Source organism: Pseudomonas sp. D4002 (genome assembly GCF_013385665.1).
Taxonomy (GTDB): Bacteria; Pseudomonadota; Gammaproteobacteria; order Pseudomonadales; family Pseudomonadaceae; genus Aquipseudomonas.
Map to the genome: position 1 here is coordinate 25,096 of NZ_JACAPN010000062.1, position 21,583 is coordinate 46,678.

The following is a 21,583-nucleotide window of genomic DNA, read 5'->3' on the forward strand; positions in this document are numbered from 1 at the left end:
CTCTCGTGCCCTTTGCGTTTGCAACAATGCCTTGCCGGGCTTAAATGCCCAGGCAGAGGTATTTGATTTCCAGGTAGTCCTCGATCCCGTACTTGGAGCCTTCACGGCCCAGGCCCGAAGCCTTGATGCCGCCGAACGGCGCCACTTCGTTGGAGATCAACCCGGTGTTGACGCCGACCATGCCGTATTCCAGGGCTTCAGCCACACGGAACACACGGCCCAGGTCGCGGGCATAGAAGTAGGAAGCCAGGCCGAACTCGGTGTCGTTGGACATCGCGATCACTTCGGCTTCGTCTTTGAAGCGGAACAGCGGCGCCAGTGGGCCGAAGGTTTCTTCCTTGGCCACGGCAGCATCTTTCGGCACGTTGACCAGGATGGTCGGCTCGAAGAAGTTGCCTTCCATCACCTTGCCGCCAGCCAACAGGGTCGCGCCTTTGCTCAGGGCGTCAGCGATGTGCTCCTGAACCTTGGCCACGGCCTTCTCGTCGATCAGCGGGCCGGTGGTGGTGCCCTCTTCCAGACCATTGCCGATCTTCAGCTTGGCCACCGCCACTTTCAGTTTCTCGGCGAACGCGTCGTACACCGAATCCTGGATGTACAGGCGGTTGGCGCAGACGCAGGTCTGGCCGTTGTTGCGGTACTTGGAAATGATCGCGCCTTCGACGGCCTTATCCAGGTCTGCGTCGTCGAACACGATGAACGGCGCGTTGCCGCCCAGTTCCAGGGAAACCTTCTTGATGTCCTTGGCGCATTCGGCCATCAGCTGGCGACCGATTTCGGTGGAGCCGGTGAAGGACAACTTACGCACGATCGGGTTGCTGGTCAGCTCGCTGCCGATATCGCCGGCGCTGCCGGAGACCACGCTGAACACACCTTTCGGAATCCCGGCACGCTGGGCCAGTTCAGCCAGGGCGAACGCGGAGAACGGGGTTTGCGACGCAGGCTTGAGCACCATGGTGCAACCGGCAGCCAGGGCCGGGCCGGCTTTACGGGTGATCATCGCGGCCGGGAAGTTCCACGGCGTGATGGCAGCGGTAACGCCGATTGGTTGCTTGATCACGATCAGGCGCTTGTCCGGCTGGTGGCCGGGAATCACATCACCGTAGACGCGCTTGGCTTCTTCGGCGAACCACTCGATGAACGAAGCGGCGTAAACGATTTCGCCCTTGGCTTCGGCCAGCGGCTTGCCTTGTTCCAGGGTCATCAGGCGAGCCAGGTCATCCTGGTTCTCGATGATCAGCTCGAACCAGCGGCGCAGCTTGTTGGCGCGGTCCTTGGCGGTAAGTGCACGCCAGGCCGGCAGGGCCTTGTCAGCTGCTTCAATGGCGCGACGGGTTTCGGCGGCGCCCATTTTTGGCACGGTACCGAGGATTTCGCCGGTAGCGGGGTTGTTGACCTTGATCGTTTGACCGTTGTCCGCATCGACCCAAGCGCCATCAATGAAGGCTTGCTGGCGGAACAACTGGGTGTCTTTGAGCTGCATGTCGGCTTTCCTTAACAGCACCGCGCACGCGCGGAGCGAATTAGAGTTGTTGAAAGGCGCCTTGAGGGCTGCCGTCAGGGAAATCATTCACTGGGCGCAAGCACGTAAATAGCGCACGAAAGGACAAATGTGCGGTTCAGCACCCAGGCAGGAGCGTTTGAAATCTCAAACGAATCCTAGGATCAATGGGGGTGCAGGGCAATAGTCTGTTCGAAAAAAAGAACGAAAACGGCGCATTTGCTCGATTTTTCTGATCAGCGTGTTTCGGGCGAGTTCCACCGTATTGCGCCGAGATGCCCGGCACAGGGCGTCAGCGGCGCGTATTCCTACCGGTGGCCGGGCGAAAAGCGGCATGGACGCCCAAGGTCGACATGGGTATGATGTCGCCCGCACAAGCATCCGTAGCTCAGCTGGATAGAGTACTGCCCTCCGAAGGCAGGGGTCGTGGGTTCGAATCCCGCCGGGTGCACCAGATACAGATGAAAAAGCCCCAGGTCGAAAGGCCTGGGGCTTTTTTGTGGGCGTCGATTCAGGGTTTCTGCAACGCCTCCAACCGCGCCGGCAAGTCTTCCTTGGGAAAGCGCTTATGCAACTCCAGCAGCTTCTCATCCGCCGCCTTCGCCTCTCCCGCCTGCCGCAACCGCAGGATTTCCTGCAGCCCTTGCTCCAATGGCGGCAGCACAACAGCCGAGCGCTTGCTCATCTTCGCCACCGGCTCATCCGCCAGCGAGCCCGCGACTTCTGCCTGCACCTGCGGTGCGCTATCGGCCTGCGGAGCCACGGAGAATCGAGCCATCGGCGCGGCTGCCGGGGCCGGGCGGGCCAGTACCTGCGGGGCGGCCGCGTAAGTCCCTGTGGATAACTCCGGCTGCGGCACCGGCGAGCGCGTGACCAAACCAATCATCAGGGCCACACCCGCGACGGTGGCAAACGCCATCTGCCAGCGCGGCCGTTGGCAGGCCTGTAACCAACGCTGCCACAGGCCGGGTTGCCGCACCGGTGCTTCACGGTGGGCGGTGGCCAGGATGAAGGCGTCCAGGGAAGCCGGCGGCTCGCCGCTGGTGTGTTGACGGAAATGCTCGATCAGCAGCTCGTCGTTCGAGTCCTGGGTATGTCGGGGGTCAGTCATGCGGGTACCTCCTCGGCCAGCAGTCGGCGCAGTTTCTGCTGGGCGTAACGCAAGCGGCTTTTTACCGTTTCCAGTGGGGCGCCGGTGAGCGCGGCGATTTGTGGCACTTCCAGCTCGCCATGCAGGCGCAGCAGGAACACTTCGCGCTGGTCTTCGGGCAAGTCTTGCAACGCGCTGTCCAGGCGCGCCTGATCACGGCTCAGGCTCAGCAGTTGCTCAGGCCCGGCGCTGTCGTCGGGCTGGCCGTGAAGCTGCTCATCGTAGCTGTCGTGCAGCGGGTTGTGGATGCCGTGCTTGCGCCAGTGGTCGATCAGGCGGTTGCGGGCAACCTGGAACAGCCAGGTGCGAAAACTCGCCCGCCCCTGTGGCTCGCTGGTGCTGCGGATCAGGCTGAGCCAGGTGTCCTGGAACACTTCCTCGGCCAGTTCGGCCTTGTTGCTCAAGGACACGAGAAAACGGTACAGGCCCTGTCGATGCCGCGCGTACAGGGCCTCGAACGCTGCACCGTCGCCGCTGCGGTAGCGGGACAGCAAGGCTTCGTCGCTGGGTGAATCCATCAGGTGGCGCACTCCTTTGAGGTGGATCAGTGTCTGGCCGGGGCCTGGAGGCTCTGGGCCAATTCGACCAGTTGCACAAACTCGCCGCGCAAACCAAAAGGGTCGTCGCCCCGTGCGGAACGTGCCAGTGCGGCCGTGTCCTTGATACTCATGCTGCCAGTGTAGCGGCCATCACCCTTGAGTTGCTGGGCGAAGGCGGCCACGGCGGCAGAGAAGCGCAGGTCGTCGCTGGGTTTGCCGCTGTGCTGGTTGCTGATCGGGTGTTCGATCAGTCGGCTATCGCCGCCTTCCGCTGGTTTGTAGCGTACCCGCAACATCGCCAACTCATCAGTTTTACCGTCAGCCTTGGCCGCCGATGCGTAGCGCAGTGGCTCCAGCCAACCCTGTTCACCCTTCGGGACAATTTCATACAACGCGGTCACTGTATGCCCTGCACCGATTTCGCCGGCGTCGACCTTGTCGTTGTTGAAATCCTCACGCTTCAGGGCGCGGTTTTCATAGCCCAGCAATCGGTATTCACTGACCTGTGCCGGATTGAATTCCACTTGCAGTTTCACATCCCGGGCCACCACGGCGAGGGTTGAGCTGAGCTGGTCCACCAGCACTTTGCGGGCTTCGCGCAGGTTGTCGATATAGGCGTAGTTGCCATCACCGGCATCGGCCAGTTGTTCCATCAGGTGTTCGTTGTAGTTATCCACACCGAAGCCGAGGGTGGTCAGGGACACGCCGCTTTTGCGCTGGTCGACGGCCATTTGCTTGAGGCTGTCGAAGTCACTGACGCCCACGTTGAAGTCGCCATCGGTGGCCAGCAGGATGCGGTTGATGCCTTTGTCGATAAACCCTTCGCGGGCCATTTGGTAGGCCATTTCGATCCCCGACGCGCCTGCGGTGGAGCCGCCGGCGGTAAGTTGGTCGATGGCATTGCGGATCGTGGTTTTGTCGCGGCCCGAGGTGGGCTTGAGCACCACCCGCGATTCGCCGGCGTAGACCACCAGCGAGACGCGGTCCTGGTCGCGCAGTTGGTCCACCAGCAATTTCAGGGTGCTCTTGACCAGAGGCAGGCCTTCGCGGCGATTCATCGAGCCGGATACGTCCACCAGGAACACCAGGTTGGCCGGTGCCAGGTCTGCCACCGCGCGGTCCGAGGCCTTGATGCCGATGCGCAACAGTCGGGTGTGGGGGTTCCAGGGTGACGGTGCTACTTCAGTGGTCACGCCAAAGGGCGAGCCGTCGGTGGGCAAGGCGTAGTCATAAGGGAAGTAATTGACCATCTCCTCAAGTCGCACAGCACCTTCGGGCGGCAGGCTGCCTTGATTGAGGAAGCGTCGTACGTTGGCATAGCTGCCGGTGTCGACATCGACGCTGAAGGTGGAGACCGGTGTTTCGGCAACGCTGCGAATCGGGTTGTCCGGGAGGTTCTGATAGTGCTCCCGAGGCTCGGTCTGGTATTGCATGGCGATCGAGTCGTTCATGACCAATCGCGACGCCATCGGTGCAGGCGCAACCATCCGCTTGACCATGGCCCCCTGGACGCTGGCGGGCTCACTTTGCACCTCCACGACAGGCGCCGACTCAGCGGGCTTGGCCACGTCACGGGATGAAGAGAGCCCACACCCGGCAAGCGCCACCAGCAGGGTCACGGTGAAGCCTTGGGCGGCAGGGCGTAACAGCAGAAGAGGACGGGACATGGGCTGAACCTCGTGAATGAATGATCCGTTCACAAGGTCAGACGCAAGGGGCTGGCGATTCGGGTTAAAGCAACTTAGAGCGACGGAATATTTCCCGTCGCTGCCACAGTCGCCACCGGGACACGCTCGTTAGGCGCAGTTACGTCATACACATGCTGCTCACAGCCCTTCCCGATAATCACGAATTCCACCAGGTAAACCTTTTGCTTCTCAGGCTTGAAGGTCGAACTCATGGGGCCGCACTCATACACATAGGTTTTGACGAGGCCGACATAGTTGGCGTTGTAGACCCGTGACTCGCCGATCACTTCAAAGGGCTGCCCCGGGTCAGCCTGCACTTCCAACTGCGGGAAGCGTTTGGCGACGGCGCTGTTGCCCACTTCGTTCATCTTGGCGATCCAGCCGAATACCTTGCCACGGCCGGAATCCACCACCGTCCCGAGGATTTCCGGACGCTGATCTGCATCGGAACTACGGCGTACGGAGAACTGCACCGGATAGGTAAAACCGGTTGCCTTCATGATGACCTTGGCGTGTTCGGCGTCCACCTCGACCTTTTTCTGCTGCAACTGGACGCCGTCCGTCAGCAGGCTTGGCGAGGAGTTCCTGGCAGTGGAGTGGCAGCCGGCCAAGACCAGGGCGAGGATTAAGAGTGAGGTCTTTTTCATGGGTTACTTCCTTGAGCACATTTAAAAGTCTGGCTCGGGCTACGTGGGAGAACCGCAGCCCGATGCCGTTTTCTATCGGCCGTAATACTTAAAACGCGTACCGCGCCTTGAGCATGACCCCATCGGCATCAAAACCACTGCGGGCCTGGCGGGTGTAGCTGGCACCCACGGTAAAGTCCGACACCTGGTAGTTCACGCCGACACTGGCTTCATAGCTGTCACGCGCCACCGAAGCGCCGGTGACGGTGAACGCAGAACCGCCGAGCACATAGCTGGAGGTTTGTGCGACGCGATCACCCATCAGGTCGTGATACGCCATCAAGGTTGCTTCCGGCTGCAAGCTACCGGCACCCATGGGCAAGTTGCCCGCCAAGCGCACACCAGCGCCCAGCTCGCCCACTTCATAGCGTTGCGACTGGGTGCTCAGCGCGGCCGAGGAGCCCTTCTCGTTGAAACCGTCCATGCGCACGTTGGCGTAACGCGCTGCCACGCGCGGCTCGATCACCACGGCCTGCGACGGCTTGAAGCTGTAGCCGCCGATCACACTGGCAGACAGCACATTGCTGTCGTAACTGCCCTTGGCTGTGGTGCCGGCGATATGGCGTTTGCTGTCGTTGTCGTTATGGCCATAGCTGAGGCTGCCGTCGACAAACCAGTTTTGCAGCGACCAGTTGCCGTACAGCGACAGCGCATGGCCCTCCACATCGGTCTTGTTGCCGAGGTCGGAATGGATGTTGGAGTTAAGGTAGCTGTACGCCACGCCCAACGTGGTGGTGTCGTTCAAGCGCCCGTCCACACCCACGGCCATGCCGCTGCTGTTGGCCGAGTAGCCGTTGTTGCCGCCACGCCCGTCCTGGTCCATGTTGCTGCTCAGGCCCTGCACCCACACGCCGCCGGTTTGATGGCTTTCGCGCTGGTCGGTGAGGCGGTTGAAGATCGCGCCGTTGACCACGGTCTGGCCCGACAACGCCACGTCCAGGGCGCCGCGATTGACGTCCGGCTTGAGTTGTTCGCTGACCTGAGCAAGCTGCTGTGCTGTGCCGGCGTCAGCCAGGGTTTGGAACACTGGGTCGTTCTGATTGAGTCCGCTCAGTACGTCGTTTTTAAAGGTGTTCACCGCCGTCGCTGACGCAGCGCCGGCGCCCACCGCGGCGAGCTCCTGCTGCACTTGCTGGTTGTCTTTAACCGCCACCACGGCCTTGACCGTTTGCGCGTCGGCCGAGTAGCTCAGCACGTTCAGCAGAGAGGACGAGCTGGCCACAGACAGGCCATTGTCTTGCACGCTGGTGGCTTGCAACAGGGTGTACTGAGTGCCGTTGTTGGTGCTGGCGAAGTCGCCCGGCTTGGCGCTCACGGTCAGCTTCGAAGCCTGGGCGAAATTCGCTGCACCGTTGACGGTCAGGTACGGCGTGGTCGGCACTACGCTGTCGGCCAGGTGGATATCAATACCTGCGCCGCTAGCAACGTTGAGGTTGCCAGTGATCGCAGTACCGGGCGCCGACAGGTTCAGCGAGCCCGAGTTGACCGATACCGGCGCGATGATGCGGCTGCCGGTGAAATCGGCCTGGCCTGCGACATTCACCGCGCTCAAGTTGAGCAGGTCGCCGGTGATTTTGCCGCCGGTCCAATTCAGCGTGGCAAGGTTGGCGGCGTCGATGGCGATGCCGGCGTTACTGCGGATCTCGCCGGCTTGCTGGTTGATCTCGAACGCCGAGGTCTGGTCCGCGGCATCTACATGAATGGCTGTGCCATCGGCGCTGATCGTGCCGCGGTTAACGATGCCGCGCGCGCCGGTCGCGCTGTTCTGGGCAAAGGTTGCCCCGGCAAACTCGAAGGCATTGGCGTTGGTGCCCGTGGCCTCGACGGTGCCGGTGTTGAGGATGTAGTCGACCGAACCGTTTAGAAACATCACCGTCTTGGCGTCATTGCCGTTGGCAGAAAGCAGGCCGCTGTTTTCGATGCGCAGAGGGTTGGTGTCGGTTTCCACCTCGATGCCCCAGGCGCCCTCGCCCGTCGCCTTGAGCGTGCCGGCGTTGAGGATTTTGCCGCCGACAGTGGTCCCCAGATTGTTCTGGCGGTCGAGGATCAGGCCGATGGCGTAATCACCGTTCATGTCGATCACACCGGTGTTCGAGACGTCGCCGGCGATGGTGGTGCCATGCAGGTAAATGCCTTCACCGCCATCCACGTAGGAAGGTGAAGCCGGCGGGCTCAGGGGCAGCGTGGAACGGATGGTGCCGGAGTTGATGACACTTCCACCGATGGTCGTCGCGCCGATCTCAAGCCCCTCGTAACCCCCATTTTTCATAAGAATGTTGCCCGCCTGGACCACGTCCCCGGTGACAGTTCCCGGGCTCAGGTTCTGCGGGCCCGACCAGAACAGCGGGTCCAGGGCAATCGCACGGATGGCGGCGCCCTGGGAATCCAGAGTGATGTCGGCACGGTTGATCAACGAACCCTGGATAGTGGTGTTGGCCACACCCAGTCCGGCAGGGTTGGTGGTGGTCGGCACCACTACTTCGGAGAACGTCCCGTTGATAATCAATGACTCATTAAAGGTCTCGCCGACCCAAATGTTCTTGCCCTGCCCCAGGTCGAATTCCACCGCCAGCGCTTGCGAACTGATTGCGCCGACCATGAGTGCCAACAGGCTTTTCTGGAACTGCTTACGCTTCATTTCAAACTCCATGAACTACATTAAAAGCCGCCAATAGGCCCGGCGGCAGTAGGTGTACTAAGCGAGGGATCAATTGATCCGAATGCATTCCCCCAGGGTGCCTTCCTGAAACGCAGGCGCGCGCCTGTGCACCACAGCGGGCGGTGACAGAAAAGAGGCTTGGGGGGCGAGGTTCACATTAATCCTTAATGTCATTTGAAAACGCTGCAGTCCATGCAGCCCGACCGGTTGCGGGTGGGCGGGGTAAAGACACTGGGATATACAAAATGTTCAAGGTGCTCGGCGGGTTCTATCAAACTGCTCGCGTCAGGATCAGCCACCGCAAGCCACGCGGCGACCTCTCGCTGGTCTACTTGAGCTCCTTCACCAGATAACTCCCGGAGATCTGCGTGATACCCATCAACGCGCGGCGCAACGCCTCAGGATCAGTGCGATAAGTGAGCGGCGTGTAACCGTAGACATTCTGGCCATTGAACGGCGTGATCGACTCCACCGTGCGCCAGAGCATCTCGTCGCCACGGTCCATGCGCGCCACCACGGTTAGCGTCGGGTAGACCACGCTGCTGAAACCCTGGGTCAGGCGAAAGCCCCACTCGCCTACCGTCAGTTGAATCTGCGCATCGGCCGGCTCGTCGTCACCCACCACTTTGAGCGATGACGTCTTACCCAAGGCATCGATAAAGGCCTGCTTGAGCAACACGCCCAAGTCGATATTTTCGGCGTCCATCACCGTGAGGATCGCGGCCGGCGTCGACATCTCGGCCAGTTGCCCTGCCTTCATGCCGGCGGCAAACCCCGCGCCGCTCAAGGCCGCCGTGCCCAGCTTGGACGCGCCGCTGGCCATGCCGACGCCCGCACCAAGCCCGGCGCCCAGGGCCGCACCCCAGGCTTGTTCACGGCCCATGTAGACCATGTTCTTTTCCCACTTTACGGGCAGCACTTTGACCGTCTTGACCTGTGCGCGATGCTCGGGCGTGAGGGGCTGGCTGACGCAGCCGCCGAGGATGAGGGTGGAGAGGAGAATCAGGAGAAGGTTTTTCACATCAGTCCTTTAATGTTGGTGGTGGGTGGATGCGTTTAATCATCGCCAGGGTGTCGGCAATGGGGGTGAAGACATGAGGCATTGGGAGTGGGCCAGTACTTTGCTGCCTTGCGTGGGTTTGGGTGCGGGCTTATAGTCCGGGCCGTCGCCCACATGGCGATTCAGGTTTGGCGACCTGACAACAGAGCGCAAAAGCATCCCGCTTCTATGCAGGTGTTTTTGCACCCGCAAAGCTGTGCATGATATGGCGGCTGTGCGCGGGAGACCTTCGGGTCTGCCGGTTTTCTCTGTTGCCGGTTCGCCAACCTGCGTACGGCCGCCACCCATTCGTTTGGCGACGAATGAGTGGTGGCTTAATCCACCAACAGAGTACTGACAATGAATCGATACATGCCCCTCACGGGCCACGACTGCACCGTCCCCGCCCTGCTTATCGACACCCATGCGCCCCTCGATGTCCTCCACGACGCCGCCGTGTACCGGATTCGCGCCGTCACCCAACTGCTGGAAAACCTGGCCTTCCGCGACCAACTCAGCAGCGATGCTGTGGTGCTTCAAGACTTCGCCCAATTGCTGGCGATTCCGCTGCGCGATGGGTGTGATTTGCTGGATGTCATCAGTCGCAGACTCAATACCGATCCATCCTGAGTAAAAGCCGGGCGGCCTGGGTGCCGCCCATTTAACTCGGTTAAACAACCTCACTTACCATGAAGCAAAACTTTTAAAGCATCTTTAGAAACGCACACTATGCGTGCCCACTCTTCTTTTTCCAAATACTCTTTATCAGAAAGATCAGGACCATACTTATCAAAAAGCGCGTCAATAGCTTGAACCACGTCCTCGATGGCTCTAGCTTCCTGATCATTTTTCAAAACTAGCCCTATCCAAGTGTATGCATTTTCAGCGAGCCCTGTATCGTCATATAAAAAATGTATTGTGTAATCAAGTTCATCATAAGCTAAATTCGGCGATGAACGTTCTACCCAGGCACGGAACTGGTAATCTGAGTCCGACAAACCTGCCAGATAGGAAACCAGCTCCTCTCTCATACTCGGAAATTTTAACTCGGAGAGTTCCAAGTTTTCCATTTTTTATACTCACTCTGGGCAAAGGGGACGGATTTATTTAATTGACCTAGCTGGAGTTTTTAAATCTAATATTTAAACAAATCCGTCACTTTTACGTCCTAAATAAATCCTTGCCCTTTACGTTAAAGAGCAACTCTGCCAGCATTAAAACGTGGATTGCCCCCTATTTTCCAAAACGTGTGCAGATAGATAAACACTCAACTTATCAGACAAGCCTATCCGTTCAATATAAGCAACAATATATACAGCAGAGCTCTCGTCCGCCTCACATACCGGCTCAGACATTTGCTCTTGTAGCCCTACAATCTTATAGGCCTTATTGGCAAAAAAACCGATCACCAACAATATTAAAATTAAACTATTTTGTTCTACGCTTTCAGATGCAAAATTTCCTTCTGCCAGCGGTCCGCTCTGCATATCATCGGAGTCTAGATAATATGCTATATTCATCAGCACTGAGCCCTCGATCAGACAACCATCGCCAACACTTATCAACTGCCTCCTGACATTTTTTTTGCGTATCACTCGCCGAGTCAAGGTTACGTAGAGCATAATCAAGCAACAGAAGGAAAATTGAGGCTTTCTTTACCCACATCATACTGTCAATGACTTTAAGCGCTTCTTCATTGTCCATTAACTATTCTCCCATCTTTAACTAGGACTGTTAGACGATTTGGCATTGCTGCCCCTCCCTCAGCGGTAACTCTTAGCAGAAGAGTAGGATAGCGCTGACTGAATTGTTTAACCACCCCATTCAGGTCACTATTACCCGTCAAACCTGCACTACACTTATTACAGATACCACTTGCATTTGGTTAAAGGGGACGGATTTATTTAATTAACTCATAAGAAATTTTTAATATTTAAATAAATCCGCCCCCTTTACGCTGTTATATCATCGACCGAGAAATAGGGGGTCAGACCACTATTAATACTTTAATTAGAAAACCGTGGCCTGAACCCTATTTCCCGCGCCCGATTCTCGCTCTAATTCACGCGTTAAACAAAACTTCTCTCAGCAAGTCCTGCCTCTCTGCCTGAGCCCCTACGGCTGCAGTGAAGCACTGATTATAGGCAGCAATCTTCAAAACGCCGCCCAAATCTTCTACTGCAAAGCAGTCGATATCCATTAACTTCTTTTCGTCGACACCCACTAACTGAAGCAAGGATTTGCTTACCCACATGAAAGCGCCAACCGCCTCAATGTAGCCGTTTCTTAAAACCCAACGCCCAGGATTTTTTGATATATCTACGACCTCTTGGGTCAGCGGAAAAGGCAGCCCATTACTTTTCTTGGGCAGATGAGCGTGTTCGACGCGCTCAACTTCAAAGAGCGTAAGACTCTCGGCATTTTGCCATCGATCATACTCGGCGTCGTAAATTCGAGCCTGAACAAAGCCGGGCTCATCGATTAAAGCTTCAATCAAGGTCTGTGCAACTTCAATCGAATTCGCCAGGTGTTTCATATCAAGCCGATAAAACGCTTTATCTGCCACATACGAAAACTCGACAGAACCGTTTGCCAGCTCAATAAAAAAACTCTGACACTTGTTTTTCTCCAAGTAATTCGAAACGTCCGCCAACCCTATTTTCTTGCCGGTAAAGCCATCAATGACGGTATCCTCATTAAAGTTTTTGAGCTGTTGTATTAGCCGCCCCCATACAACTGAAGCGCCATCATGTAGCCTCTCGCTAAAGACAATTTCAATTTCAGCCATATGATTAGCCACCGAACTCTTTAATAATCACAGTAATATTACGTTGCTTTCCATACTCTATAAGCTTGCTCGCGTCAGCCATTCCGCCCGGTTGAACTCGGATGTCCAAAATTTTCGTTGCCGGTACGCCATCCACGGTAATTTTTGAACTTTGCAAGGTGTCCATATGGGTTCTCATGTCATAAGACCACCCTTTACCTCGGGTATCAATCGTTTTCAAACTCACCACATTGGGTCAAAGGGGACGGATTTATTTAATCAACTCATCTGGATTTTTAAATATTTAAATAAATCCGTCCCCTTTACGCACTTGGTATTTTTCCGTAAGGGTTCGCAGCATTTGCGTTGACAAATATCTTTCCACCAGGCTCAACCACGCGAGTAGCTTCCGGAAGAAAATCCATCATTGAGTTAGTACCACCTGCACTCTTGGGAATGAATGGGTTACTAGCAACAATCTCTCCCACCGAACTATCCTTGAAAGGAAGTTTCGTTGCGTCCGCTCGAATACCAGACTGAATATCTGCTCGGACATCCACGTTTATAGCACCAGGAGTTTGAGCATTCTTCCCACCAAATAACTCAACAGTGGGTTTCCCACCAGAACTAGCTAATTCTCCTGTCGCTTTTGCACCGAGCCTTTCTCAACCATTTTTTAAACGCAGAATCGTTATTCAACTGAAAGACATTATTCTTTTTTCTAAGAAATCGATAAAGTTTTTCGCATACAAACTAGAAGTTTGATCAGAAAGTTCAAGCCTATAAACAGGATACTCTCCATCATTAAGACCATCGTCCGTGGCAAAATAAAATGATTCCCCTGCACCCGGCGGTTCGCAGATAAATAGCCTCTCCTTCCCACACAACCCATTTCGACCGTTAACGATTGACATATAAACGATATCCCCCCCCCTTACACTATCAAAATCCATTTCGTAGATACTATAAATCTCCTCCCCAGATATTTCCCCGCCAGAATAACACTTCAGCCACCATTTATAGCTATCAGGCAACTTCAACCCAAGACGAGCTTCAGCTTTATAAATCCACTCATCAGCAATCCCGTCACCATAATCAGCAAACTCAACGTAATCCGACTCTTTAATAAGATTAATTATTCTCGAATAATCCACGCCTAATTACTCCCCGCTCCGAGCCCGCAACTTCCAATAATCCGACTGATAAGAGTTAAACTCTTTAGCCTGCTTTGTCAATGTTTTTGCATTCAAATCCGTAGGAACTGAAACATAGTCAGTCGTAGGGTTTCTGTATTCTGCAGAGTCTTTGTAACGAGTATACCTAAAGCTTTGAGCGGCATTGGATGGGACATGAAGAACACTGCTATTCTGGCTATGGAAAACAGAACCAACTTCTGCAAGTGAACCACGAGTACCAGCGAATCCATTAACTTCAGTTTGCGAGAGATGATGTAACTCAACTGATTTCCCATCATACCCAATTGGTGCTCGACCCGAGGCCATCCTCTCAAGGTTTGAGCCTTCAACAGTTTTACCTCGTACTCTCCAGGTCGATAGGGCCTCTGGGTCAAAGAGGTCGTTACGTTGATAAACAGTCCTATCTAGAACTGTTGTTTTATTCCAAAAAACATCAACTTTAGGCGTCGTACTTGCAACATTACTACCCGCCGTCGTGCCCGTACCAGCAGAACCTAGCCCTTTTGCACCACTGGCAAGCTCTCCAGCTAACTTACCATTAAAGTATTTACTCGCGCCGCCAAACAGAGCCGCCTGAGCTGCGGATTTCGCCGTGCTCCATGCCAGGTCAGACGTTACGCTCGACTCTCCTGGAAAGGTTTCCGGAAAGAAAGAAGCTAGCACTCGGTCGGGCTCATTGGATTTAAAATCCGCCGTAATCCGGCTAGCAGAATCCCATGCCCCCACCATCGAGGTGGTGCCAAGCGCTCCTAAGCCGATGGGTAAGGCACAGGTAACAACGCCAACACATGCGGGTGACGACATCACCATCCCGGTATATGCAGTAGCCCCTCCGACTAGGCCAAGGGCAGTGTCTTTGCTTGCTCCAACGACCTGCACCGCCTTGCCGTGAGCATTGAGCGTATCGTCGCTCCAATCCTGCCAACTACGGCCACCAAACTGGCCGGTCGCCTCAAGTAACGCGATCTCCTCACTAAAAGTGGCGCCGCGATCCTGAAGTGCCTTGAAGTCCTTATAGGTTTCATCGTTGGTCGGGATCGACTCTGCGCAACTAACCAAAGCGCAGGCCGCCGCATTCAAACGATCAGCCTTTTCCGGATGGAACCGTCGCTGTTCATCCAACGCATCGGCTTGAGACTTGTGAAGCTGGTGGTTGTACTGCGTGGCATTTTTCGCCACCCAGCCACCCTTCTCCAATTTGCTAGCATCTGCATCTTTTTGTGTGGCCGCAGCTAAAACACCGACCAGTTGAGAACTCATGGACAACAATGTCTTGTCGCCCTTCACGATGTCGTTAAGCTGTACGACCAGTGCCTCATTGGCGCCGGCTGCCAATGCGCCTGTACGGAAATCTCCACCCGTTGCTTCGGCCAAGAGGCCACCGACCATCGCATGAATCGCGATCTTGGGAATTGAACCGTTTTCGATGTTCCACTTTTTCGTGTAGTCGCCGACGGCATTGAAGCTGGCCGCTGCCAGGGTATTGAATAGCGCAGTTTTCAGCGCCTCACTCCCACTGCCGCCCTGCCCCAATGCTTTACTCAACAGCGTTGAAGTACCGCCTTGCAATGTCTGGTTCGCGGCAAACTGCCCTACACCAGTCCATGTGTTGAGCTGTGGCCCCGTTATTTGCTTAGTCGCCTGATCAGTATGAGTTCCGGTCCAGCCATCAAAATAAGCTGCGGTCAATCCAGCGGTCACACCGGAAATCGTATACCCCTTCAAAGCATCCGAAGAGGTGACATCCTTGAACACCGCCCCTAAGTTGCCACGATTATTAACGACACTAACCGTCGCATTGGTCGCAGCGCCTGCCGCTACGGCTCCCGCACCTGCCGCGACAGCGACGCCTGCTCCAGCACCTGCAGCCGCAGTCATTGCCAACGGCCCGACAAATGCGGCCATCAGAATTGCTATTACAATCTGCGAGCCCGCACCTAAACCGGAGTTACTGTATTTGAAGCTATCGTGGATCTCTTTGACTTGGCGCCAGTCCACGTCACCGCGCTTTTCAGCATCCTTGAGCCAAGCCAGATTCGGATCGGCTTTGACCATGGTATCGATGGTCTGACTAACGGTTTGCTGATCGATCTGCCTGACATCAATCTTCAATCCGTCGACAGCTTTGATAACGACCTGCCCTTGAGCGATCATTTCACTCTGGCGCAGCGTTTCGTCAGTGTTGCCTTTACCTTTGGCGCTGAACCAAGCGAGGTCACCCTTGCTCTTGGTATGGCTCTCGTCATGAAGGTCTTTGACGCCTTCAAAGACGATGGCCCCGCCACTGTTAAGAATGATGTCATTACCACTATCAAGCTTCGCGACCTGGTAACGCTGGTCACCTTCGCTGATCAACGTGAGGTTGCCGCCAGTCTTGATCTCGGTCCCAACGTTCGTGGTGCGGGTTACTTCGTCTCGCTGCTCTTTCTTCGCGCCCCAGCCACCGTTCTCCTTCATGTCATACAACGTATGAGTACTGTTCTGCGCCGCCAGCAAATTCAACTTATCCCCGCTATACAGATAAGCCTCATTCCCCGCACTGATCTTGCTCGCCACCAGCGTGGTGTCGCGCCCGGCCTGGCTCGTAAAGTCCCTGCCCGCCGTCAGCACACTGGCTAACTGCGTGGTCTGCTCATCCGCGGTCTTAATGCGTTTCTTGCCGTCTTTTTCCTTGCCTTCGACGTTGTGCACATCGCTGACAGACGCCACGTTGAAATCGCGCCCGGCCTGAATGTTCAGGTCCTTACCCGCGGTGGCGTTGCTGCCGATGATGTTGACGTCTTGCCCCGCCACCATGCTCAGGTTGCCACCGGCCGTGACCGTGGCCGCTTGGTTTTTCACGTCGGTGGTGATGCTGGATTTGTGCCCGCCGTCGCTGAAGGCGTGGATCTCGCTGGTGTCGCTGACGGCGATCAGGTTGAGGTCGCGCCCGGCTTTCAGGTCGGCATCGCCGCCGGCGGTGAGTGCACCGTGGTTGGTGAGGTCGCGGCCAGCGTCGATGGCCAGGTTTTCGCGGGCGGTGATGGTGCCGGCGCTGCTGTCGGTGAGGGTGCGCATGCCGGCACCCTGGCGCACCTGGATGGCGGTGTTGTCGTTGGTGATGTCGCCCTTCAGGGTGGTGAGGCTGACCTGGGTGCCGCGTATCTCGCCAGCCATGGAATTGCGGATGCTGTCCTGGGCCAGCAGGCTGAGGTTGTTGCCGGCCTCGATCAGGCCGCCGGTGTAGAGGCTGCCGCTGCTGGCCACTGAGAGGTTGTTGCTGGCGCGCAGGGTGCCGACGTTGATCAGGTCGCCGCCGGTCATCAGGTTGAGGTCGCGGCCCTGGATCAGGCTGTTGCCGCGCACGTTGCGGGAGTCGGCCTGGGCCAGGTAGAGCACCGGCACGAGCACGGTCTGGCCGTCGACCACGCGGTTTTCCATCCACACGATGTCGTGGGTCAGGGCGCCGACTTGCTGGTCAGTGAGGGATACGCCGACGCTCAGGCGCAAGGCGTCCTTGCTGGCCAGGGCGTTGTCCATCAGGTAGCGGAACTGGTCGTAGTCGCTGGTCAGGCCACCGGCGAGGAAGCGTTGCCCGGTTTGCGCCAGCACCGCATCGCGGATCAGCCGTGACTCGTATTGCCCGTCACCCAGGCGACGCCAGGCGTTGTCGGGGCTGTAGCCGAGCTTGCCGAGCATGTAGTCGGAGCTGAAGAAGCCCGCCACAGTGGTGAGGTTCGGGTTGGTCTCGATCAGGTAGTGACTGGTGGGGTCGGCGTTTTTGATGAACAGGCCGTAGTCGCCCTTGGGCAACTGGAAGCCGGGCGCGGTGGTGGGGTCGACCGGGGTGAAGGACTCGCCGGTGTAGTCCACGGGTACGTAGCGGCCGTCGGGCGCGATGCTGGTCACCGGCAATACGCTGCTCGGCGCCTGGGCGGTGGCGTCGTTGACGTGCTTGCTCAGGTTGATGTTGATGCCGCCGACGGGGATGCCGGTCTGGTCGTCACCGAGGGTGCCGGTCAGTTGCTCCAGGGTGTTGGTGTGCAACGTGCCATTTTGCAGGGTGCGCGCAACGTTGAGGTTGACCGCGCCACCGGCCTGTATCGTCGCGGTGTAGCCTGGGCCGCCGTTGTCGGTCCAGGTGGTGACGTTGCTTTGCTCGGAGAAACGCCAGTCGCTCGACCGGGCCTTGAGCACCTCAAAGCGTGCTTCATCGAAATTACCCGCTGCCACTGCTGCGTTGAAGGCGGGTACGTCGATGTATTCCATCCGGTCCCACTCATCGGTGTCGATGCGCTGCGGGGTGCCGATGACGATGGTGTTCTGCCCGGTGCGAGTCGCGGCGCCCTGGTTGAGCAGGTCGTTGGCGGTGATGCTCAGGTTGCCATTCGCCGCCAGCAGGCTATAGCGGTTCTGGACGTTGTCGCCCTGGATCAGCAGGTCTTTGCCCGCCACCAGGCGCGCAGAGGCCGAGTCCTTGATCGCGGATTCAAGGTAGGTCTGGTTGATGGTGATTTGACCGCGCTTGAACGAGTCGTGCCCGCCGCAGTGCTGGCCGCACTGCCAATTGAGGCTGCCGGTGGTGATGGTCTGGCCCAACTCGAATTCAGCCTTGGCGTTTTCCACATTCCGCGCACTGATGCCGATATTGCCTTCGCTTTCAACCGTACCGGAAAGGTTGCTGAAGCCCGCCGCCATGCCGCCATCGAGCGCCGCGAAACTCAGGTTGCCCTTGCTGTAGACGTCGCCGTACAGGTTGCTGAAGCTGTTCCCGCGCAGGGTCAGATCGCCGCCGCTGAACAGCAGCGTGTCGGCGCTATTGCTGATGCCATTGCTGGCGCTGAGGTTGACGTTGCCTTGTGAACCGAGGGTGCCGCGGTTGTTGATGTGTGCGGCGGCAATGTCGAGTTGCTGGCGTGCGGTGAGGTAGCCGAGGTTATCCAGCGTACCGCCCAGGGTGATGCGGGTGGTGGTGCCGCCGGCCAAACGCCCGCCGTTCTGGCTGAGGTTGTTGGCGACCACGCTCAGTTTTTGCTGGGCCGAAAGGCGGCCACTGTTGGTCATGTCGCCGGTCAGGTTGACACTCAGGTCACCGTCGCTGAGCAACTCGCCCGCGTTATCCAGGCTGGCGATATCCAGGGTCAGACCCTTGGCGCTGGCCAGGCGGTCGCCGGCCTTGAGGCTCAGGCCCTGGGTGCTGGTGTAGTGCAAGGCTTCATTGAGTTGCACACGGCCGAGGCCATCGACCCGGCCGAACGACCAGTCGGCGGTGCCCAGGCCATTGATGCTGCCCTGGCTGCCGCTGAGGCTGCTGGTATTGAGGCTGAACACGCCGGTGCCAGCGTGCTGCAGTTGCCCGGCCTGGTTATTCAGATGCCCGGCGCTGAGGCTGAAGGCCTGGCTGCCGAATTCAAGAATGCCGTTCTGGTTATTCAGTTGGTCGGTGACCGTCAGCGTGCTGCTGGCGCCTTCCATCGCCCGCAGTTGGCCGCCCGCGCTGTTGTCGAGGTTGCCGCCATTGAAGGTCAGGCCCTGGTTGGACTCAATCAGGCCGCCTTGGTTGGTCAGTTGGGTACGCGAGGTCAGGCTGAGCTGATTGCCGCTGATCTGGCCGTTGGCGCTGTTGTCCAGGGTGGCGCCGGAGACGGTGACGTGCTCCTTGCCGAACAGTTTGCCGCCCCGGTTGGTCAAGGCCTCGACCGTCAGTTGCAGGTCGCTCTTCAAGGCGGTCAACGCGCCGGCCTTGGTACCGTCTTGGCTGTTGTCGACGCTGTCGGCTGTCACCGTCAAGCTGTCGCCTTGCACGGTGCCGCCCTGGTTGTTCAAGGTGCCCAGCGTCAGGTCGACCGCCGCACCACCGCTGAGGATCATGCCCTGGCGATTGCTCAGGTCCTGGCCGCGGTAGCTCACGCCCTGATTGCCGGCCAGGAGTTGGCCCTGGTCGTTGTCGAGGGTTTGCGCCGCGATATCCAGGCGCTTGCCCCGCAAGGTGCCGCCCTGGTTGTCGAGGGTGGTCAAGGCCTTGACCAGCACACTGCGTTCGGCGGCGTCGATCACGCCGTTGGTGTTGGTCAGCAGGTTGCTGATGTTGAGGGTGATGTCGCCGTCATTGCTGACCAGCGCGCCCTTGCTGCTGTTGTCGAGGTCTTGCGCGGTGACAGTGAGGGCCTTGCCGAGCAGGATCCCGGCGCTGTTGCCCAGGCGCTTGCCGGTCAGCAGCAGGTCACCCTCACTTTGAATACGGCCCTGGGTGTTGAGCAATTGGTCGTTCAGCACCACGCTCACACCCGGCACACCACCGGCCAGCAACCCGGCACTGCGGTTGTCGAGGCTGCCGGCGCGGACGTCCAGTTGGTCACCGACGATACGCCCGGCGCGGTTGTCGATCTGCCCGCTTCGCGCATCCAGCAGCAACTGCTTGCCGATGATGGCGCCGCCCTGGTTATCCAGGCTCGCGGCGTGCAGTTCGATGTCGCCCTGGGCGGCCTGCAAGTGACCTTTGGCGTTGTTCAACTGTTGGGCGACGGTCAAGGTCAACTTGCCGGCATCCGCGCTGAGTACACCTGCGTCGTTGTTGCTGAGGCTGCCGAGGGTAGCGGTGAGTTGACCACCCACCAGCTTGCCGTCCTGGTTGGCGACGTCACCGGCGCGCAGGTTCAAGTCAGTGCCAGCCTGGGCATGACCCTGGCTGTTGTTGAAGGTGTTGGTGACGGTGAGGTTGAGCGCGCCTTTCTCGGCACTGATCAAGCCCTTGGCACTGTTGTCGAGGCGGGCGGCGTTGACCGTCACGGCGTCGGCAACCAGGAAACCGTTCTGGTTGTTGATTGTGTCCGCTGTTACACCGAGGTTGCCCGCGACAATCTGCCCGCCGGTGTTATTCAGCGTGCCGCTGTTGAGCGTCAAGCTGCCGCCCGCGACCTGGATATGGCCCTGGCGGTTATCCAGCGAATCGGTTTGCAGCGTTGCCGCCTGATCGGCACCGAAGCGAATCAGCCCGCCGAGGTTGACGATGGCCGGCGCGTTGATCGCCAGCGCTTGCTCGCCATACACCCGCGCGGTGGCGCCCTGGTTGGTCAGTCTGGCACTGTTCAGCGTGACGGTTTTACCCTGGATCACTGCGCCCTGGTTGTTCAGTTCCCGGGTGGCCGTGGCGCTCAGCGAGCGGCTGGCCAGGACGTTGCCGCTGGTGTTCAGGGTTTGCGTATTCACCACCACATCGCCGGTAGCATTGCGGCTGTTATCGGCCTGCACGCCTGCTTCGATGATGCCCGGGTTGGTGACGGTGGTGGCGTTGAGTTCGATGCGTTGGCCAGCGGCCAGGCTCTTCTGGTTGACCAGTTCTTCAGCACTGCTCACCTGCACATTGCCGGCGGCGTAGACCTTGTCGGTCAGGTTCACGTTCTGCGCGGTGACCTTGAGGTTACCGGTGGTCGCCGTCTGCGCCATGCTCAGGCGCCCGTTGGCATCCAGCTGGATATCGCCGCCACTGGCGGCCAGCGTACCGTCGAGTTTCACCCCTACGCCGGCCTCGGTGCCCACCAGTTTGATCGCACCGGCGTACATGCCGCCCAATGCCGAGGAATCGATGGCCAGCTCGGGCTTTGCGCTGCCGTCATCGGCGCGCGCGGTGGCTTTCAGGCTTTTGGCATCGACGTCGTTACGCCCGGCAATGACGGTCAATTCTCGTGCGTTGATCTGCGCATTGATCTTGGCCGAGCGGGTGATGATTTCGAAGCGGTCGACGTTGCTGGCATTCAAGCCTTCGCCGTCAATGGTCACGGCGCCGCTGTCAACCTGGTAGCGCTGCAACTGGCCGCTGGCGTCGAGCACCGGTTTGCCGGTGGTGAGGGTCACGTTGGGGGTGTTGATAAAGCCGCAACCGCTGCACGTGACGCCGTACGGGTTGGCGACGATGACCTTGGCCGACTGGCCCGCCACTTCGGTGTAGCCGCGCAACTGGCTGGGGCTGCCGCCGTTGACTTCGTTGAGGATGACGCTGGCCGCGCCGCCCTTGAGGTTGGGGTTGCCGACGATGTAGCCACCCAGCTGGGTGTTCGTCATGGGGCCGTTGGCGTTGTTGAGGATCACGCCGTTGGGGCCGACGTTGTAGTCCTTGAATTGGTTATGGGACAAGCCACTGCCATTGGGGGTGGCGATGTTCACCACCGGTACGCCATTGCCGGCCTGGCCGACGGTGGTGCCCGGCGCGCTGACCACAATGCCTTCGGCCTGGGCCAGCAGCGGCTGCCAGAACAGCGCGTTGGCCAGGATCAGCACCAAACCGCGCTTGGGCAGGCCGAAGAACGAGTCTCGCGGTTTCAGCGCAGCAGAAGGTTGGCGGGCCAGGAAGGCAAAGTGGCGAACATCCATTGTCATATT

General features: G+C 58.2%; 16 protein-coding genes and 1 tRNA gene. 2 read left to right on the forward strand and 15 right to left on the reverse strand.

Translation table 11 applies throughout. The features are described from left to right. Positions 1–40: 40 nt before the first annotated feature. On the reverse strand, positions 41–1,483 hold the full coding sequence (gabD, locus tag HX824_RS31235) for an NADP-dependent succinate-semialdehyde dehydrogenase (RefSeq protein WP_003218155.1): 1,443 nt from the start codon (positions 1,481–1,483) through the stop codon (positions 41–43). 395 nt (positions 1,484–1,878) lie between these two features. Between gabD and HX824_RS31240 the strand changes: the two genes are divergently transcribed. Beyond that, positions 1,879–1,955 (forward strand) — tRNA-Arg (locus tag HX824_RS31240). A 57-nt stretch (positions 1,956–2,012) separates the two neighbouring features. Here the strand turns inward: HX824_RS31240 and HX824_RS31245 are convergent. From HX824_RS31245 to HX824_RS31270, 6 genes are all read right to left on the reverse strand, one after another. Next, the gene (locus HX824_RS31245; protein WP_177055993.1) at positions 2,013–2,612 is read right to left on the reverse strand and encodes a hypothetical protein; all 600 of its coding nucleotides are present in this window, start codon (positions 2,610–2,612) and stop codon (positions 2,013–2,015) included. Next, the gene (locus HX824_RS31250) at positions 2,609–3,169 is read right to left on the reverse strand and encodes an RNA polymerase sigma factor (protein ID WP_008433685.1); all 561 of its coding nucleotides are present in this window, start codon (positions 3,167–3,169) and stop codon (positions 2,609–2,611) included. The genes HX824_RS31245 and HX824_RS31250 overlap by 4 nt, the downstream gene beginning before the upstream one ends. Before the next feature lie 26 nt (positions 3,170–3,195). Then, entirely contained in the window at positions 3,196–4,857 is a 1,662-nt protein-coding gene (locus HX824_RS31255; RefSeq protein ID WP_008433683.1) for a VWA domain-containing protein, read from the reverse strand. Between the two features lie 74 nt (positions 4,858–4,931). Then, complete coding sequence (locus HX824_RS31260) at positions 4,932–5,525, reverse strand: hypothetical protein (RefSeq protein WP_008433680.1); 594 nt, start codon at positions 5,523–5,525, stop codon at positions 4,932–4,934. 88 nt (positions 5,526–5,613) lie between these two features. After that, positions 5,614–8,202 carry an autotransporter outer membrane beta-barrel domain-containing protein gene (locus HX824_RS31265; RefSeq protein WP_008433678.1) on the reverse strand — a complete coding sequence of 863 codons (2,589 nt, stop codon included), beginning with the start codon at positions 8,200–8,202 and terminating at the stop codon, positions 5,614–5,616. A gap of 349 nt (positions 8,203–8,551) precedes the next feature. Further along, positions 8,552–9,244, reverse strand: a complete 693-nt coding sequence (locus tag HX824_RS31270) for a hypothetical protein (protein ID WP_008433676.1) — start codon at positions 9,242–9,244, stop codon at positions 8,552–8,554. Positions 9,245–9,634: 390 nt separating this feature from the next. On the opposite strand from HX824_RS31270, the gene HX824_RS31275 reads away from it, so the two are divergent. Beyond that, entirely contained in the window at positions 9,635–9,892 is a 258-nt protein-coding gene (locus tag HX824_RS31275; protein ID WP_008433674.1) for a hypothetical protein, read from the forward strand. Between the two features lie 50 nt (positions 9,893–9,942). Here the strand turns inward: HX824_RS31275 and HX824_RS31280 are convergent, their stop codons facing one another. The 8 genes from HX824_RS31280 to HX824_RS31310 form a co-directional block, all read right to left on the reverse strand. Further along, on the reverse strand, positions 9,943–10,332 hold the full coding sequence (locus HX824_RS31280) for a hypothetical protein (RefSeq protein WP_008433672.1): 390 nt from the start codon (positions 10,330–10,332) through the stop codon (positions 9,943–9,945). A gap of 144 nt (positions 10,333–10,476) precedes the next feature. Beyond that, complete coding sequence (locus HX824_RS32760) at positions 10,477–10,782, reverse strand: hypothetical protein (protein ID WP_256347070.1); 306 nt, start codon at positions 10,780–10,782, stop codon at positions 10,477–10,479. Then, complete coding sequence (locus HX824_RS32765; RefSeq protein ID WP_371319427.1) at positions 10,751–10,966, reverse strand: Imm6 family immunity protein; 216 nt, start codon at positions 10,964–10,966, stop codon at positions 10,751–10,753. The genes HX824_RS32760 and HX824_RS32765 overlap by 32 nt, the downstream gene beginning before the upstream one ends. Before the next feature lie 358 nt (positions 10,967–11,324). Beyond that, positions 11,325–12,050, reverse strand: a complete 726-nt coding sequence (locus tag HX824_RS31290; RefSeq protein WP_008433670.1) for a hypothetical protein — start codon at positions 12,048–12,050, stop codon at positions 11,325–11,327. A gap of 4 nt (positions 12,051–12,054) precedes the next feature. After that, positions 12,055–12,216, reverse strand: coding sequence for a hypothetical protein (locus HX824_RS31295; protein ID WP_008433669.1), 162 nt, complete (start codon positions 12,214–12,216; stop codon positions 12,055–12,057). Between the two features lie 136 nt (positions 12,217–12,352). Next, a complete protein-coding gene (locus HX824_RS31300) occupies positions 12,353–12,589 on the reverse strand; it encodes a methyltransferase domain-containing protein (protein WP_256579544.1) in 237 nt (78 codons plus the stop codon). Between the two features lie 135 nt (positions 12,590–12,724). Beyond that, a complete protein-coding gene (locus HX824_RS31305; protein ID WP_008433668.1) occupies positions 12,725–13,183 on the reverse strand; it encodes an SMI1/KNR4 family protein in 459 nt (152 codons plus the stop codon). 6 nt (positions 13,184–13,189) lie between these two features. Continuing rightward, positions 13,190–21,574 carry a DUF637 domain-containing protein gene (locus tag HX824_RS31310; RefSeq protein WP_177055995.1) on the reverse strand — a complete coding sequence of 2,795 codons (8,385 nt, stop codon included), beginning with the start codon at positions 21,572–21,574 and terminating at the stop codon, positions 13,190–13,192. Positions 21,575–21,583 lie beyond the last annotated feature (9 nt).